This window comes from Thermococcus radiotolerans (genome assembly GCF_002214565.1).
Classification (GTDB): Archaea; Methanobacteriota_B; Thermococci; order Thermococcales; family Thermococcaceae; genus Thermococcus; species Thermococcus radiotolerans.
In genome coordinates this window covers 780,319-796,651 of the sequence record NZ_CP015106.1, presented here as the reverse complement: position 1 = coordinate 796,651, position 16,333 = coordinate 780,319, and the positions used below count along the sequence as shown (strand labels likewise).

Genomic DNA, 16,333 nt, shown 5'->3' with positions numbered 1-16,333 from the left:
CGCTGGTCTGCATGGTATCATCGACGCCCCGGTGGCTCAGCCTGGTGGAGCGGCCGCTTGGTAAGCGGCAGGTCGCGGGTTCAAACCCCGCCCGGGGCTCCACAACGAAAGACAAGGGGGCTCCGCCCCCTTATCTCTCTGTACTTTCAAACCCCTGGAGTGGGGTTCCACCCCACAACCCCGCTTTTTCTCTAAAAACCTGGGAAACTACGTTTCCCCACCTTCCTCTGTTCCTTAATCCTCCGGGGGGCTAACGCCCCCACACCCCCAGAACTTTGCCTGCGTAAAGTTTCTGGACAAAGTTTCATCAAAGTTCGTGATTCCTTACTTAGAATTCGCTAGGCAACGGGGGTTTTCAGTTGAAATCTGCAATTTTGGCCGGATTCATTCCAAAAAAGACAACCATCGATAGGTTCGGCTTTTTTAGCGCTCCGGAGGAGCGCAGGTTGAAGTTGAACCTGTTAAAAAGCGCCGTTTTGGCGATGAATCCAACGTACAATCCAACCACTAAAACAAAAACCCACTAAGAACCTGACCACTCAAAAAGAATCACCAGCTTTTGATCAAATTTTTGCCCTGCAAAAGCTTGTTTCCTGGTGGGGCCGCCGGGATTCGAACCCGGGTCACGGGCTCCCAAAGCCCGCAGGATGGACCAGGCTACCCTACGGCCCCGCCCGCGGTAGGTGCATTGGGAAGTTCCTTATTAAGCTTTTCGCTGGAAGCTTTTAGGAAAGCTTGCTCCGCAGGTTTTTTATAATCCCCCTGCCTATCGCTTCAAGGTGTCGTCATGGTCACGCTCATCATAGCCGAGAAACCCAACGTCGCGAGAAAAATCGCCTATGCCCTAGCCGAGGGTAAGCCCGTTAGAAAGACGATCGGCAAGGTTCCCTACTACGAATTCACCCGCGACGGGAAGAGGATAATAGTCGCTCCTGCGGTTGGCCACCTCTTCTCACTCGCGCCGAAGACCAAAACCTACGGTTACCCGGTCTTCGACATAGAATGGGTTCCCGTTTATGCGGCGGAGAAGGGGAAGGGCTACGCCAAGGATTACATAAAAGCCCTCGCGACGCTCGCCAAGCGCGCCGACGAGTTTGTGGTCGCCTGTGACTACGATACCGAGGGTGAGGTTATAGGCTATACCGCCCTCAAGTACGCCTGCGGCGTTGAGCCGTCCCGGGCGAGGAGAATGAAGTTCTCCGCCCTAACGAAGAAAGACCTTCTCAGGGCGTGGTACAACCTCGAACCGACGATAAACTTCGGGATGGCCGATGCCGGGATAGCGCGCCACGTCCTCGACTGGTACTGGGGCGTGAACCTCTCCAGGGCGCTCACCTCCGCCATAAAGCGCGCCAGCGGTAAGTGGCAGGTTCTATCCACCGGCCGCGTTCAGGGGCCGACGCTTAAGTTTCTGGTTGACAGGGAGAGGGAGATAGCCAACTTCAAGCCTACCCCATACTGGGTCATAAAGATGCTCCTCGAGAAGAACGGGGAGCAGTACACGGCGGTCTACGAAAAGGAGCGCATACTCGATGAGGACGAGGCGAAGCTCATCGTCGAGGAGGCTAAGAAGGGCCCGGCCTTCGTCGAGAAGGTCGAGGTCAAGCAGCAGAACAGGCACCCACCGGTTCCCTTCGACCTCGGAACCCTGCAGAGGGAGGCCTATTCCGCCTTTGGATACAGCCCGAAGAAAACCTTGGAGATTGCACAGAAGCTGTACGAGAAGGGTTACACCAGCTATCCCAGGACAAGCTCACAGAAGCTCCCAAAGAACCTCAACTTCCGCTCCATTCTCCAGAACCTCGCCAAACTGCCGGAGTACAAGCCCTTCGCCCACGCCCTCCTCGGAAAGGAGAGGCTCAAACCCGTTGAGGGTAAGAAGGACGACCCTGCCCATCCGGCCATATATCCAACGGGAGAGCTGCCCAAGCAGGGGGAGCTGACCAAGGACGAAGCCAACCTCTACGACCTCATCGTCAGGAGGTTCTTGGCCCTCTTCATGGAGCCGGCCGTCAGGGAGATAATGAAGGTGGTCATAAACTCCAACTCCCACCGCTTCATCCTGGGTGGAGCGAGGACCGTGAAGGAGGGCTGGCTGAAGGTCTACGGCAAGTACGTCAAGTTCGACGAGGTGATTCTTCCGGCTTTCAGGGAGGGCGAGCCGGTCAAGGTCATCCAGATAAAGCGCGAGAAGAAGAAGACGAAGCCTCCCGCGCGCTACTCACCCGCGGCGGTTATCAAGAGGATGGAAGACCTAGGCATAGGGACCAAGGCAACCCGCGCCCAGATTCTGGAGACCCTCTACAGCCGCGGCTACATCGAGGGCAAGAGAAAGATAAAGGTCACCCCGCTCGGCATGCGCGTCGTCGAAGCTTTGGAGAAGAACGTGCCGGATATAGTAAGCGTCGAGCTGACGAGGGCCTTCGAGGAGAAGATGGAGGAGATAATGGCCGGAAAGGCCGATAAAGAGGGTGTCATCGAGGAGAGCAAGAACCAGCTCATCAAAATCCTGAAGGTCTTCAAGGAGAGGGAGATGGACATAGGGAAGATGCTCATGGAGACGACGGGGACCGGCGCGACTACCTCAAAAACCGCCGCCAGAAAAGCTGGAGCCGTGAAGGAGCTCAGCGAGGAAGAGGAAAGGGCGGTTAAAAAGGCCGTTGACGGGGAGGAGAAGAAAGGTCCGCTCGTCATAGGTAAGTGCCCCAAGTGCGGCGGTGACCTCGTGGTGCGGTACAACAGGAGGACGGGCAAGCGCTTCGTCGGCTGTTCCAACTGGCCCAAGTGCAACGTCACCTATCCGCTCCTCCAGCGCGGCGAGATAATCCCGACCAACAAAACCTGCTGCGGCGGCGCTCCGGTGGTCAAAATACGTGAGAAGGGCCGCGAGTACGAGATATGCGTTGACATGAACTGCAGGGATTGGAAGAAGGGGAAGAAGTAGTCAGAGAAGCTCCCTGAGGAGCTTTATTCTCCTCGGGCTGAGGATGACCTTCGGGTGCTTTAGGAGCGCCTTGATGACCTCCCCGTAGTCTCCGCTCGCTATCTTTTCTGCGTCGGCGCCGCTGAGTACCTGGATGAAGAGGTCCAGGTCCTCGTCGCTGAGCTTCTCCGTGACCTTCCTGACCTTGAGAACCTTCTGGAGTCTTTCCCCGTCGGTTTCCCACCATTCGGTCGTGTAGTTCCTGAGCAGCGCGAGGTTCTCCTCTTCCAGAGCCTTGACTATCCACTTGCTCGCTATCGTTCCGGCCTCCATCGCCTCGGCCATTCCGCCGCCGTGCATCGGGTTGACCTGCCTCGCTGCATCGCCGACGACGAGAATGTTGTCCTTGACGAGTTCCTTGACGAAACCACCGACGGGGACGACGCCGACGTTTATCTCAAGGAGCTTCTTGGCGGAGATGTTGTTCTCCTTCAGCCACTTGTCGAGGTAGTACTTGGCCGTCTGCGGGTTGTCGGAGTTTATGCCTATCCCGACGTTGGCCCTGTCCTCGTCCTTCGGGAAGACCCAGACGTAGCCCCTCGGGGCAACCTCGTTGCCGAACCAGAGGTGTATCAGGTCCGGGTCGTAGCCCTCGATGAGCATCTCGTACTCGTAGCTGGAGTCAAACTCGTGTGGCGGTGCGTAGGTGTTTATGCCCGCCTTCCTTGCTATCATGCTTTCCACGCCGTCGGCGGCGACTATGACATCGGCTTGAATCTCAATCGGCTCGTCCTCGTGCTTTGCCTTTATTCCCACCACTCTGCCGTCCTTCCTGATGACGTCCAGCGCCTCTGTTCTGGCGAGGACATCGGCACCGGCCTTGGCGGCATAGTAGGCCAGCATCTTGTCGAAGACCTTTCTTTCGAGGATAACGCCGCTGACGTCCTTATAGCGGAGCTCAAGCTCGTACCCGCTGGGCGAGTACAGCTTGGCACCGTATATCTCGCGGTTGATGAAGCGCCTGTCGTAGGGTATGTCGTACTTCTCAAAGACCTTGATGCTTATGCCCTCGGCACACTGCTTCGGCGTGCCGATGGCAGGCTTTTTATCGATGAGAAGAACAGAAAACCCGGCTTTAGCAACGTTTCTCGCGACTATGGGCCCGGCGATTCCGGCGCCCACTACAACGACGTCGTATTTCATCCCGTTCACTCTCCCACCTCCAGGGGTTCGGCGCTCAGTGCGCCCACTGGGCAGGCGGTAATGCATATCCTGCAGTAGATGCACTTGTCCTGGAAGAACTCCCATCTCGAGGGGCTTACGTTTATTGCAAGCGTCGGGCAGACTCCAGCACAGCCACCGCAGAGATAGCACTTGTCCTCGTTAACCACGACCCTTATTTTCTCCGGCATATTCGACACCGCCAAGCTTTTGTTTTAGCTTGTCCTCGTCGATTTTGATGGTTCCGTCTTTTATTATTAACGGTACGAACCTGTCCAGCTCCTGTGCCTTTACGAGAACCTCCCTCTCCTTGAGGTTGAGCCTGTCGCTCAGCTCCTCGACGGTGGCCTCACCCGTGAGGAGGAGGTAGTGCAGTATGGCCAGCTGGGTCATGTCGCCTATCTCAGTGAGGTACCTCTCCTTCAGCTCCTTCATGAGTCTGTCGCGCCTGCTCTCGATGGCCTGTAGTGCGCGGAGTATCTTCTCAAGCTCCGAACTCAGCTCCAGGAACGAGCTGACCATCTCCAGAAGGCTCTCGTGCTCCGCGGGTATGCGGGTCAGGTCAACCTTGACCTTTTCGATGGGTGCCCCTTCCAGGTCCAGGCCGCGGTACCAGAAGAGGTTGGGAGTTACCGTGGTAACGTAGGTCTTTGAGATGGCTATGTCGTAGTACTTCCTTGCGGGCCCTATGAACGGCCCCTCCCTTTCGTAGGATTTCAGAATGCCCTCGCGCTCCATGATTTTAAGGTGCTTGGCTACCGCTGTTGAGGACACACTAACCTTGCTGCTGAGGAAGCTGAAATAGCATTCCGTGCAGGTGAGGTGGCTGAGCAGATCGCGCCTCACCTTGTTCCCCAGTATGTAAAAGATGTCGGGTTCAGTCATGACCTACACCACCCAAATCTGTGACGTAAAGCTTATATAGTGAACATTTAACCTTAGGTTGCAAACCGGAATTGAATTCCACGGAGAGATTGTAATCCAATCGTTATAAACCTTATGTGGAGGTGTTTGGAATGGGACTGATTAGTGATGCGGACAAAAAGGTCATTAAGGAGGAATTCTTCTCCAAGATGACGAACCCGGTCAAGATCATCGGATTTATCGGAAAAGAGCACTGCCAGTACTGCGACCAGCTCAAACAGCTGGTTCAGGAGCTCAGCGAGCTCAGCGACAAGCTCACCTACGAGTTCCACGACTTCGACACCGAGGAGGGCAGGAAGATAGCCGAGCAGTACAGGATCGACCGCGCCCCGGCCGTCACCATAACCCAGGACGGCAAGGATATGGGCGTCAGGTTCTTCGGCCTTCCCGCCGGCCACGAGTTCGGTGCCTTCCTCGAGGACATAGTTGACGTCAGCAACGCGACGACCGACCTCATGCCGGAGAGCAAGCAGGACCTCGCCAGCATTGACAGGGACGTCAGAATACTGGTCTTCGTCACCCCGACCTGCCCGTACTGCCCGCTCGCCGTTAGGATGGCCCACAAGTTCGCCATCGAGAACACCAACGCTGGCAAGGGCAAGATACTCGGCGACATGGTCGAGGCCATCGAGTACCCCGAGTGGGCCGACAAGTACAGCGTCATGGCCGTGCCGAAGATCGTCATCATAGTCGATGGCGAGGACAAGGTCCAGTTCGAGGGTGCCTATCCGGAGAAGATGTTCATGGAGAAGCTCCTCGCGGCCCTCGAGTGAGGCCCTCAGTTTTCTACCTTCTTTTGTGATGTTCTTGTCAATGTCCCCCCGATTCTCTGCCCGACTTTTCACGGAAAAGTTATAAATCCCTCAACCCAGCCCATACCGGGTGGGCAAATGGGGACGAGAATCGGCGGTGTAAACGTCAAATTCACCGGGGAACTTGAAGACGGTTTTGAGGACGCTTTCACTGGACTCTTCGCGAGGCGCTATCTTCCGGACGTGGGAGAGGGCGCAGGCGACGCGCAGGTCATCGTGGAGCGGTTCAACGGCGAGAGGTTCAGGGTGTTCAGTGCCGCCTACGACTACATGGGCAGGGACGAGTACAAGATAGAGTCAGGGGTCCCCTCGGCGTACGGCAACGAGGCACCGGTATTCTTCATCCTTCAGGCTGCGGCAAGGGCCGGCGCAAAGCTGGGCAGGGTGTTCATAACGGACTCCGTTGGAGTGGTGGCCCCCAACGGGAAGGCGATTCTCTTCGTAGGTTACCCCCACACCGGAAAGAGCACCATGTCCGTCCTCGCGATGGCGGCTGGGATGCCCGTTCTGAGCACGGAGAACACGGTCGTCGAGGTCAGGGACGGGAGGCTCACCATAGTCGGGGGAACGGACGTCCTCGTCTACGACCCAAGGGTGGAGGGCATCTACGACATCGAGGTGCCCTACGACGAGCAGACGAGAAGCGGTTACAGGATAAAGGACCTCGGGAGGGACTCGGAGAGGGAGAGGCTCCTCAGGCGGGGCGTGGAGATAGACATGATAGTTCTCCTTCACGCGGCCTTCAACTGCATGGAGGCGAGCTTCTCCAGGATAAAGGGCAGGAAGGTCAGGAAGACGCTCTGGTACTTCTCAACCGCCCTCATGAAGGGACTCGATTACTACGACCCGATGCCACTTCACGTTCCAATGAACGATGAAATAAGCAGAAACCTCCGGCTGTTCCTCGAAACGGCGTCCACCAACTATTCTGATAGAATGTTCGAGGCCTTTGGAAACCACAAGACCGTTTTTGAGCGGGTCACGGAGATGGAGCTGGCGCGGGAAGTGTGATTCCAACAAGTTTTTCATCATTATTTCAAATTAAATCCCGCATTCTGTCTCAAGTGCAGAAGAGAGAAAAGGGACAAAAACCCTCAGAGAAGCATCCTGGCGTCGACGGCAACCGCGCTGTCCTCGTAGGCGAAGATTGGGTTGATGTCGAGCTCCTTGATCTCCGGAAGCTCGAGGGCGAGCTCGCCGACCTTGGTGATTATCTCTGCAAGGGCCTCGATGTCCACAGGCTTCTCGCCACGGGCTCCGGCGAGGATCGGGTAAGCCTTGATCTCCTTGATCATGTCGAGGGCCTCGTCCTTGGTTATCGGGGCGACGCGGAAGCTGACGTCCTTGAGAATCTCGACGAAGATTCCACCGAGACCGAACATGATGGCCGGACCGAACTGCGGGTCGCGGATCATACCGACGATGACCTCCTTGCCGAGCGGGAGCATCTTGTAGACGATGACGCCCCAGAGGTCGGCGTCCGGCTTGTAGTTCTTGGCGTTCTCCATGATGGTCTTGAAGGCCTGTCTGGCCTCCTCGTCGCTCTTGATGTTGACCTTGACACCGCCGGCGTCGCTCTTGTGGATGATCTGCGGAGAAACGATCTTCATAACGACCGGGTAGCCGATCTCCCTGGCGAACTGAACGGCCTCCTCCTCGTTGGTGGCGACCTTGAAGTCCGGAACGGGGACACCGTAGAGCTTGAGTATCTCCTTCGCCTCAGGCTCGACGAGCGGCCTGTTTTCGGCCTTGGCCTTCTCGATGATTGCCCTAGCCTTTTCAATCCTGTCCATACCAATCACCTCATCAGCTTGACAGTTCTCAATCCGAGCGGGCAGTTAAAAGGGTTTCCATTCGTCAACCTATCGTTTCTTTCGTTTCGGCTCCGTTTGAAGCGATGCCCGGGGTATAAATACCCCAAAGTCCAAGGTATTAGTGGTGATTGGAATGAATCGGAAGATTATTGCAGGTATCGGAGGAATTTTGGTGATAATTCTGGCGGTTTTTTCCTTCCAGGGCGGCAAGGCTTCGGCCGCCGAGACGACGGTTGTGCTGTACAACTCTGCCAAGATAGGCGTCGTTGAGAAAACGCTGGAGCTGGAGCTCAAGGAGGGCATGAACGAGGTTCCCCTCGAGGAGCTGGCGGGGCTGAACATAGCCGAGGTTACCATCCGGCCGCTCGACGAGGGCGTTCAGGTGCTTGGGGTCTTCAGCAGGGGCCAGGGAGGAGACGTTTACAGCGCCAACGTCGGAAGCGATGTCGAGGTCAAGCTGAGGAGCGGAGAGACCATAGCCGGAAAGTTTCTCGGCTTCAAGAACGGGAAGATAGCCATCGAGGGCGACGGGTACTACCTCATAAACCCGAACGAGGTGGCCTACTTCAAGGCCAAGAACCTTGAGGGGAAGGCGTCTGCCTACGCGGTCCTCCAGGCTGACAAGGCAGGAAAGTACAATGTGAGCATCATCTACCGCGTCGCCAACATGAGCTGGGAGAGCAGGTACAAGCTCTACATCGGCGATAACGCGAAGCTCTATGGCTACATCGTCCTCAACAACCCGACTGCCCAGGAGTTCAAGGACGCGAAGGTTCTCTTGGTTGCCGGCGACGTCCAGCTGTATCAGAACGTTCCCCAGCCGAGGGTCCTCTACGCCATGGCTGAGAAGGGAACCGATCAGGTCAACGTCGGCGGGCCGGAGAAGATAGAGGCGTTCTACCTCTACAAGCTCGGTGTGGCCGACATCAACCCGGCCAGCACGATGATGTATCCCTACATAAGCTTTGAGGTTCCCTTCGAGAGGGAGTACCTCTACGAGAGCTGGCCGTACAGCCGGGAGGGGCCGGTCTACGAGTCGATATCCTTCAAGACCGAGAAGGTTCTTCCGGCGGGAATAGTTGAGATATACAAGGAAACCGACGACGGGTCTCTCCTCATCGGCGAGAGGGCCATAGAGCACACTCCCGAAGGGGACACGCTCAGAATAGGCATCGGAAGGGACTACGACCTCAAGGGCAGCACGGTGGTTCTTGAGGAGAGACACGACGACCACTACGCCTACTACAAGGTCAAGATCACCCTTGAGAACTTCGGAAAGGACGCCAAGACGGTCATAGTCAGGCACTACAAGTGGGGCAAGGTTCTGAGCTCGAGCATCAAGCCTATTGACGAGACCCAGAACTACGTCGAGTTCAAGGTTACGGTTAACCCCGGAGAAAAGAAGGAGATAGTCTTTGACTACGAGAACCGCTATTAGCTCTTCCGGAGCGTTACCTCGAACCTCTTTTCTCCTTTTGATACGTCGAGAACGAGGCTCTTGTCGTAGTCTATGAACTTTGTGTTCAGTATCGCGTAGCCTTCGCCCTGAAGGAACTCCGCCATTTTGAGGCCGAGGTCGTCGAAGAATTCAGCCGCCATAGTGGCCATGCTCGGCTCCTTTATGCCGAGCTCATCGTGATAGCGCCTCGCGAGCTCAAAAACATCCATGGTCACCACCGGATATAGTACTCACCGGGGAATAAAACGGTTGCGGTCGAAAGGCTTAAAGCGAGGCTAACCAAAGCCCCTAAAGTGAGTGCCATGGATGAGAGAACCCTCAAGAAGGGGGAGCGCTATTACAAGGCCGGAAAGGTTCTCTGGGTAGTCAAACATGGAAACAGGCTCTTCTCCAAGGTTCTGGGTACGTATCCCTACTACGTCGAGCTTGACCTCTCAACGGGCGAGAACCACTGCACCTGTCCACTTGGAGGAGACTGCAAGCACGTCGCGGCGACCATGAAAGCTTACGATGCCGGCTTCTACTTCGAGAGCTTCGATAAGCATGCCGAGCTCTTTCCGGAGGCGATCGCCATGGAGTTCCTGGCTGAGGTTCCGGAGCTGGCGCTCGACGTTACCCTCAAGGAGCTGAGGTTCTCCCTCAGCACGGACGAGAGCGGGAGCGAGGTGGCTAAACTCTTCAGGAGGGCTCTGAAGCTCGTTGAGATGACCGGCAAAATGGAGGCACTCCACGTCCTTGAGGAAATCCTCGCGGAATACAAGCACGTCTTCAGCGACTACGAGCTTTCGGCAAAGCTTGAGGACGAACTGAGAACACTTCTGCTGAACCGGGACATCAAAGAAAAAGAAAATAAGGGAAAATAGTCACTTATGGATCTCTTCCAGCGCCTCTTCGAGAATCTCAACGGCTCTCCTTATGTTAATGTATGCAAGTCTCAGTGGTCTTATTTGGCAGATCATCATCGTTTGTGGAAGTTCGCCGTATTTCATCGCTTCCTTGTAATATTCCTCTGCAATAGACGCGTATTCTGCAGCTCTCTGTAGGGTTTCATTGCTAACTCCCGCCTGGGATGACCTGTTGTAAAGCTTCTCGAATTTCATTTCTTGGTACCTGTACAGTATCCAGTACATCATTACAAGGTTGGTCCTGCTGTGAAGGTTAGGAGACATCTTTTTCCTTACTATCTTAAACGAGGCCTCTACGGTGCTTTCCCTGCCCGCGATGTTAACGGCCTTCACGTAAACCGTGTATTCTCCCACCGAAAGTTCCTCGAACGTGTACTCCGTGGACAGGCCCACGTTGATCCATTCCCCTCCGTCAAGCCGTACCTCGTAGTGGTCTATCGCCAGCTCGTCGTCTCCTGACCAGACGACCGTAACGTTCGCCGATTTGTTGACCACGAACACTTCCCCATCGGCGGGCGACAGCACCCTGACCTCCGGAACCGGGATGCCGCCTATGGCGTAGACGCTGAAGTGGTCAACCACCGCCCAGACGTAGTTCTCTTCCGTGTTCACACCGGTGTCGTAGATGAAGGGGCCGTTGGGTATGCGCTCTCCAATGTAGTCCGTGACCTGTATCCACGAGCTCCCGTTCCAGTAGTAGATGCTCAGCGTGCCCTCGTCTATGCCCCTGATTTCCTCATCGGTGTAGCTTACCCTAAGGGTGTACCGCTCCACGACGCTTTCGTTGGTCTCGACTTCAACGGCCACATATTTTACAGGTGCCACAGTCTCGTTCTCCGCCGTTGCGACCGCCAGTTCGGTGACGTTCTCGCCCTCGATCTCCTCCTCGTTCGTCGTGACCGTGACGTTTACGACGACCTCCTGCTGCCCTTCAACGCTCTCGTTTACGTCCATGCTGAGCTCAACGTCTTCCCCGCTTACTGTGACGTTCTCGGTGGAGGAGTTTACGGTGACCGTCTCGACCACGGTTCTCTTACCGTAGAACTCGATGGAGACCTCCCTAACGTTCCCATAGACGTCGCCAACCGTTATTTTGGCAGTGTACGTTCCAACGGCCGGTATCGTATAGTTGTAGGCGTAGACACCCAAGGAGGGGTCGAACTCCACTTTTAGGGGCTCCCCTGTGGGACCGTCTATCTCAAGGGTCACGTTGGCCAGGCCGCTGTCATCGGAGGCGACCCAGCTTATCGTCGTAACGTTTCCGACCTCCTGACTTTCTGGAGTAACCCTGACGTTGACTATTGACGGTGGGGACGTGTCTGTCTCTTCGTGGTATCCCGTGAGGAACGTCATAAACTCTCCCCTGGTGACGGGATAGGGGTCAAAGAACCTGAGGACCACGTTGAACGGCTCCTCGGAATAGCCGTCAATGTAATACGGCCCGTTGCTTATGAACAGGTGCCCGTGGAGTTCGCTGAAGCTAAGGTCCGCGTTGAGCCTATCTAGAGCGGAAGACCAGTCTATTCCAGGGAACGAGCTGGCTATGCTCTCATTCGAGAGGATGGCTTCTATGACAGTGTTCAAGTCTTGGACGTGGGAGGAGTTTAGGAGGTCAAGCCACTCCATACTTCCGTCAGTGAAGGAGTAGGCCTTGTAAATGCCGTAGGTCGGGTGGTTCGCCACGAGTTCGCCCATTGTCCAGTATAACTCCCATGGGAGCTGTGGGTAGAATATGTACTTTGATGCGGTAACGTCGTCAGCCAGCGGATGCTCGTAAGTACCGTAAACCACGTAACCATCACCAGTCCACTCAAAACCAAGAACGTTCCCAAGGTCTATCCCGAGGTTCCCCCTGAGGACATCCGCAAGGGCGGGGTCGTAGTACCTGTCATCGAAGCCGTCCTGGGTGGTCCAGGTGTATAGGAAGGCTACGTAGTTCTTTATGTCGTTGATGTCCCCGGGAACACCATTGTGCCAGGTGCCGAGGTCACACTGAACCGAAACCCTAACACTGGCCTCCTCGCCCGCGTGGAAGGGAACCCATCCGTCCGTCTGAGTGTAGATAACTGCATCACTCGGTACCGAGAAAGAGCCCTTCTCCAGGCTCCATGAACATCTGTACGGGGCTACATGTCCGTTGAAGTTTACCGAGGCCCCGTAGTCCACCACAAGATTCAGTACGCTCCTCGAGTAGAAGTCCCTCATGCCCCCTATGGGGTTCGCCGGGCTGAGGAACCTTCCAGTCAAACCCACCTTGAGGGTTGAATCCGGTGTTTCAGCCGTTATCAGGCTCCAGCGGTTGGCTATTCCGGTGCTGGACTCGGCCATGATGCTCTCAACCCTCTCCCTGTTGGCCGGGTAGAAGTTGACGTTTTCCATAAGGAACACGCGCGGGCTTTCGAGTATACCGAGGAGCATGCTTATTTTCTGAAGGTCCCAGTACTGATCCTCGTCCGTTATCCACATTGTCTCCTCCGGGACGAGGTCTGCGTTCAGATGCGGGGTCGCCAGCGCCGCGTCCCTGTTTATCCAGAAGTTTTTGAGGAAGTAACTGAGTTCCTCCTCGCTCCAATCGAGTATCGGTCCCAAGCTCTCGGGTGTCTCGTAGTAGTGAGTTCCGAGCAGTGTCAGGCCGTTAGAGGCACTTCCCCCTCCGAGGTATTCGAGGGCCTCCCTCACCGTCAGGGTATTCTGATGCTTGGGTTCAACGGCTCCAGGAACGTATCCGTACCAAGCGGCGTAGAAGAAGGCGGTGTAGTCATCAACCCAGACGGGTGGGATTCCCATGCTGACCCATCCGCCCGTGTATACGTTCCACTCGTAATCGCTCGGAGGCCTGGCGAAGACAACTGAACCCGCGGTTCTTCTATCCCAGTACAGTCTCTCAACCCTGAAGCCGAGGTAGTCCTCTATGAGGTCGGCCACGTAGTCGCCTATCTCCCTCCGTTCGTCTTCAATGCGGATGATGAATTTGATTGTGACTGGTTCGCCGTCGAAGTACCAGAGGCCGTCGTCTCCCCTCTCAAGGGTATGCCCATAAGCCGAGACTTGTGAGGCGGCCTCTTCCATAGCATCCCTGAAAATATCCAGCGCGTAATAGACGTTGCCCTCCTCCGTTAGTCCCAAAACGTCGTAAACCGGTTCAAAGTACCCGTTGGCTGGATGACCTGGCCTCACGCACCCAAACATTGGCTCCCCACTTCCAGAGCGTATGTCATTGACTATGTGGTCACGGCTTATCAGATAGTTCATTGCGAGTCTGACTTTTCTCATGGCGAAGGGGTTGAAGTAAACTTGGTCCCCAACGGTGACTATGGGGGCATCCTTATCGGGATCATGGTAGGTGTTGAACGTCAGCTCGTCGTATGATACAACGGTCCTGTAAAGCGACAGGTTGGCTACTTCGTCCCCCGACAATTCGTCGTATTTGAATGACGGGTATGCCTGAAGGAGAATGTCAAGGATGCCAGCGGCAACATCCTCTATGCCCATGTCCGGATCTGGAACCAGTGTGAAGTTCATCAGGAGGGGCTTGGCTGCAGGTTCTTCCTCTCCGGAGATTCCGTAGAACCATAGGGACATCCTGTTCACTTTGCCGGATTCGTCCTCCGCGCTTATAATAACGTAGTACAGTCCAGTGGAATCGACGGTGTAGCTGTACATGTACGAACCCGCTGAAGGGTCAAAGTCCCTCTGGAATGTCGTCCCATCGGGCCTCTGTATGGTGAGCCAAACCCGAGTGATGTTGCTGGTGTTAGAGATCCTCCAGCTTATCATCACGTTCTCGCCAACTAGCTGTCTCTGAGGCTCGACTGAGACGTTAACTATAACAGGGGGCAGACGCCTGAATATCTCTCCTCCACCCCCGCCGTACACTACCTCCCCCTCTGTCCACGAGGCAACGTCTGCCGCGGTGAAGGGATAGGAGGGGTTCTTGAGGAGGTGCATGACCTGAGAATCACGGTCGTACTCGTCAAGGTAATAGGGTCCGTTACTTATCGCCATGTGTCCGTGCTCATCGTAGAAGTCTATATCAGCGCTGAGCCTCTCAGAGGCTGAGGACCAGTCGATTCCAGGGAATGAACCGAGGGCTCCTCCGGCGAGCACCGTTTCCATGACGCTTCTAAGGTCGTTCATATGTTCGGGGAGGAGCATGTCTAAGGCGACTTTATCGGACTGCGTGGTGAAGGAGTAGTCAGTCGAGATACCGTACTCACCGTCCCTCGCTACCAGCTCTCCCATTGTCCAGTATAACTCCCATGGGAGCTGTGGGTAGAATATGTACTTTGATGCGGTAACGTCGTCAGCCAGCGGATGCTCGTAAGTACCGTAAACCACGTAACCATCACCAGTCCACTCAAAACCAAGAACGTTGTGGAGATTCGCGCCGTCTTCGCGCCAGGCAAGTTCACCCTCATAATATGGGTCGTCCGGGTAGTCCTGAAACGCCCAGGTGTAGAGGAAGGCTACGTAGTTCTTTATGTCGTTGATGTCCCCAGGAACACCATTGTGCCAGGTGCCGAGGTCACACTGAACCAAAACCCTAACACTGGCGGTTTCACCGGAATGGGCAGAAATCCATCCCAGGGTCTGGTTGTACACCACCGCAGTTTCTGGAACCGTGAACGGGCCCCGCTCAAGCTCCCATGTGCACCTGTAGGGAGACATTAAACCCCTGAAGTTCATGGCAATGCCGTAGTCTCTGATCAGGCTCCATATTCTTGTGTTGTACACGGAGGTCATTCCCCCAACGGGATTGAAGGAACCCCAGTAGAGAGAACCCGAGGGAATCGTGGACCCAATCCTAAGCATGCCATCGGGGGTTGTCGCGGTCATCACGCTCCAGCGGTTGGCTATCCCAGTGTTTGGACTGGATACTATCGCACTAACCCTCTCCCTGCTCGAAGGGTTGAACCCGTGATTTTCAGTGATGAATATCCTCGGACTTTCGAGTATACCGAGGAGCATGCTTATTTTCTGAAGGTCCCAGTACTGATCCTCGTCTGTTATCCTTAACGTTTCTTCGGGGATTACGTCTGGGTTGAGGTGAGGGCTTCCGCTGGCAGATGACCTGCTTATTGAGAAATAGACTAGGAAGTAAGTAAGCTCCTCTTCCGTCCAGTCCAATATGGAACCCAAGCTTTCGGGGGTTGTGTAGTACGTAGCGTTTATCCGCTCCAGCCCGAGGGCAATATCTCCACCTCCAATGTATTCTAGCGCTTCCCCTACCGTCAGGGTATTCTGATGCTTGGGTTCAACGGCTCCAGGAACGTATCCGTACCAAGCGGCGTAGAACCAGGCGGCGTAGTCATCGATCCACAGGGAAGGGTCTCCCGTGCCGGCCCATCCGCCCGTGTATACGTTCCACTCGTAATCGCTCGGGGGGTGGGAGAATACTATTGGACCCGCCTCGTCCCTGTTCATAAGCTGCCTGTCAACACTGAAGCCTAGATATTCTTCCATTAGATCCGCAACGTACAGTCCTATATCGTGCCTCCAGTCCTCGGTTCTTATTACGAATTTGATTGTGACTGGTTCGCCGTCGAAGTACCAGAGGCCGTCGTCTCCCCTCTCAAGGGTATGCCCATAAGCCGAGACTTGTGAGATGGCCTCTTCCATAGCTTCGTTAAAGAGTTCCATCGCCCTGGTAACGTTCCCCCCTGCTGAGAGGCCCAGAGAGGAATAGACATATTCAAAATAACCGCTGGATGGATGACTCGGCCGTATAGCCCCGAACATGGGGGCCCCGCTTTCGTCCTCTATTGACTGTACGATGTACGTCCGGTTTATGAGGTAGTTCATTGCGAGTCTGACTTTTCTCATGGCGAAGGGGTTAAAGTAAACTTGGTCCCCAACGGTGACTATGGGGGCATCCTTATCGGGATCATGGTAGGTGTTGAAAGTCAGATCAAAATACGAAGTGCTTGTCTGATGGAGGTTTAAGCTCGAGAGGATTCCTTCGCCAAGTCCAAGGTAGAAAGACATTGGGTAGTTTTCCCAGCTCATGTCAAGCGATCCGTCGGCAATGCTCTGGACGATATAACTAGCATCGGGATCACCAACAATGAAAATTTCATCGGGCATTTCATGGGTAGTTGTCTCATCCGAACCCTGGGCAGATGCAGGCGCCGTTACGGAGATCAAAGAAAAGAACAGAATTACTACCATTAAAAATGCGAGAGGCTTTTTCATTTGTATCCCCCCACGCGGATACCATCAACTATCGTTTTGATCTCATTCCTTATTATCTTTTTGTCCTTGTCAAGGTAAAAAGG

General features: G+C 55.1%; 11 protein-coding genes and 2 tRNA genes. 6 read left to right on the top strand and 7 right to left on the bottom strand.

Translation table 11 applies throughout. The annotated features are described in order from the left end of the window. Nucleotides 1-25 precede the first annotated feature (25 nt). Nucleotides 26-102: transfer RNA gene (locus tag A3L10_RS04310), tRNA-Thr, on the top strand. Nucleotides 103-594: 492 nt separating this feature from the next. Here A3L10_RS04310 and A3L10_RS04305 read toward each other — a convergent pair. Continuing rightward, nucleotides 595-672 (bottom strand) — tRNA-Pro (locus A3L10_RS04305). Between the two features lie 115 nt (nt 673-787). Between A3L10_RS04305 and topA the strand changes: the two genes are divergently transcribed. Beyond that, complete coding sequence (topA, locus tag A3L10_RS04300; RefSeq protein WP_088866552.1) at nt 788-2,944, top strand: DNA topoisomerase I; 2,157 nt, start codon at nt 788-790, stop codon at nt 2,942-2,944. On the opposite strand, the gene A3L10_RS04295 is transcribed toward topA, so the two are convergent. The 3 genes from A3L10_RS04295 to surR are packed head-to-tail and all read right to left on the bottom strand — an operon-like array spanning nt 2,945 to nt 5,029. Next, nucleotides 2,945-4,126, bottom strand: a complete 1,182-nt coding sequence (locus A3L10_RS04295) for a geranylgeranyl reductase family protein (protein ID WP_088867539.1) — start codon at nt 4,124-4,126, stop codon at nt 2,945-2,947. A gap of 5 nt (nt 4,127-4,131) precedes the next feature. Further along, nucleotides 4,132-4,335, bottom strand: coding sequence for a DUF362 domain-containing protein (locus tag A3L10_RS04290; protein ID WP_088180044.1), 204 nt, complete (start codon nt 4,333-4,335; stop codon nt 4,132-4,134). Then, entirely contained in the window at nt 4,307-5,029 is a 723-nt protein-coding gene (surR, locus tag A3L10_RS04285; RefSeq protein ID WP_088866551.1) for a sulfur metabolism transcriptional regulator SurR, read from the bottom strand. The genes A3L10_RS04290 and surR overlap by 29 nt, the downstream gene beginning before the upstream one ends. A gap of 131 nt (nt 5,030-5,160) precedes the next feature. Here surR and pdo point away from each other — a divergent pair, with 131 nt between their 5' ends. Further along, complete coding sequence (gene pdo / locus A3L10_RS04280; RefSeq protein WP_088866550.1) at nt 5,161-5,841, top strand: protein disulfide oxidoreductase; 681 nt, start codon at nt 5,161-5,163, stop codon at nt 5,839-5,841. Between the two features lie 117 nt (nt 5,842-5,958). Beyond that, nucleotides 5,959-6,891: a hypothetical protein gene (locus A3L10_RS04275; RefSeq protein ID WP_088866549.1), complete on the top strand. Its 933-nt coding sequence runs from the start codon at nt 5,959-5,961 to the stop codon at nt 6,889-6,891. An 83-nt stretch (nt 6,892-6,974) separates the two neighbouring features. Here A3L10_RS04275 and A3L10_RS04270 read toward each other — a convergent pair whose 3' ends face one another. Next, nucleotides 6,975-7,673, bottom strand: coding sequence for an acetate--CoA ligase family protein (locus A3L10_RS04270; RefSeq protein ID WP_088866548.1), 699 nt, complete (start codon nt 7,671-7,673; stop codon nt 6,975-6,977). A gap of 154 nt (nt 7,674-7,827) precedes the next feature. On the opposite strand from A3L10_RS04270, the gene A3L10_RS04265 reads away from it, so the two are divergent. Continuing rightward, the gene (locus tag A3L10_RS04265; RefSeq protein ID WP_088866547.1) at nt 7,828-9,132 is read left to right on the top strand and encodes a DUF4139 domain-containing protein; all 1,305 of its coding nucleotides are present in this window, start codon (nt 7,828-7,830) and stop codon (nt 9,130-9,132) included. Here the strand turns inward: A3L10_RS04265 and A3L10_RS04260 are convergent. Continuing rightward, the gene (locus A3L10_RS04260) at nt 9,129-9,362 is read right to left on the bottom strand and encodes a hypothetical protein (RefSeq protein ID WP_088180061.1); all 234 of its coding nucleotides are present in this window, start codon (nt 9,360-9,362) and stop codon (nt 9,129-9,131) included. The two genes, A3L10_RS04265 and A3L10_RS04260, sit on opposite strands and share 4 nt — an antisense overlap. Before the next feature lie 93 nt (nt 9,363-9,455). On the opposite strand from A3L10_RS04260, the gene A3L10_RS04255 reads away from it, so the two are divergent. After that, on the top strand, nt 9,456-10,016 hold the full coding sequence (locus A3L10_RS04255) for an SWIM zinc finger family protein (RefSeq protein ID WP_088866546.1): 561 nt from the start codon (nt 9,456-9,458) through the stop codon (nt 10,014-10,016). Here A3L10_RS04255 and A3L10_RS04250 read toward each other — a convergent pair whose 3' ends face one another. After that, a complete protein-coding gene (locus A3L10_RS04250; protein WP_088866545.1) occupies nt 10,017-16,250 on the bottom strand; it encodes an ABC transporter substrate-binding protein in 6,234 nt (2,077 codons plus the stop codon). Between the last annotated feature and the right edge of the window lie 83 nt (nt 16,251-16,333).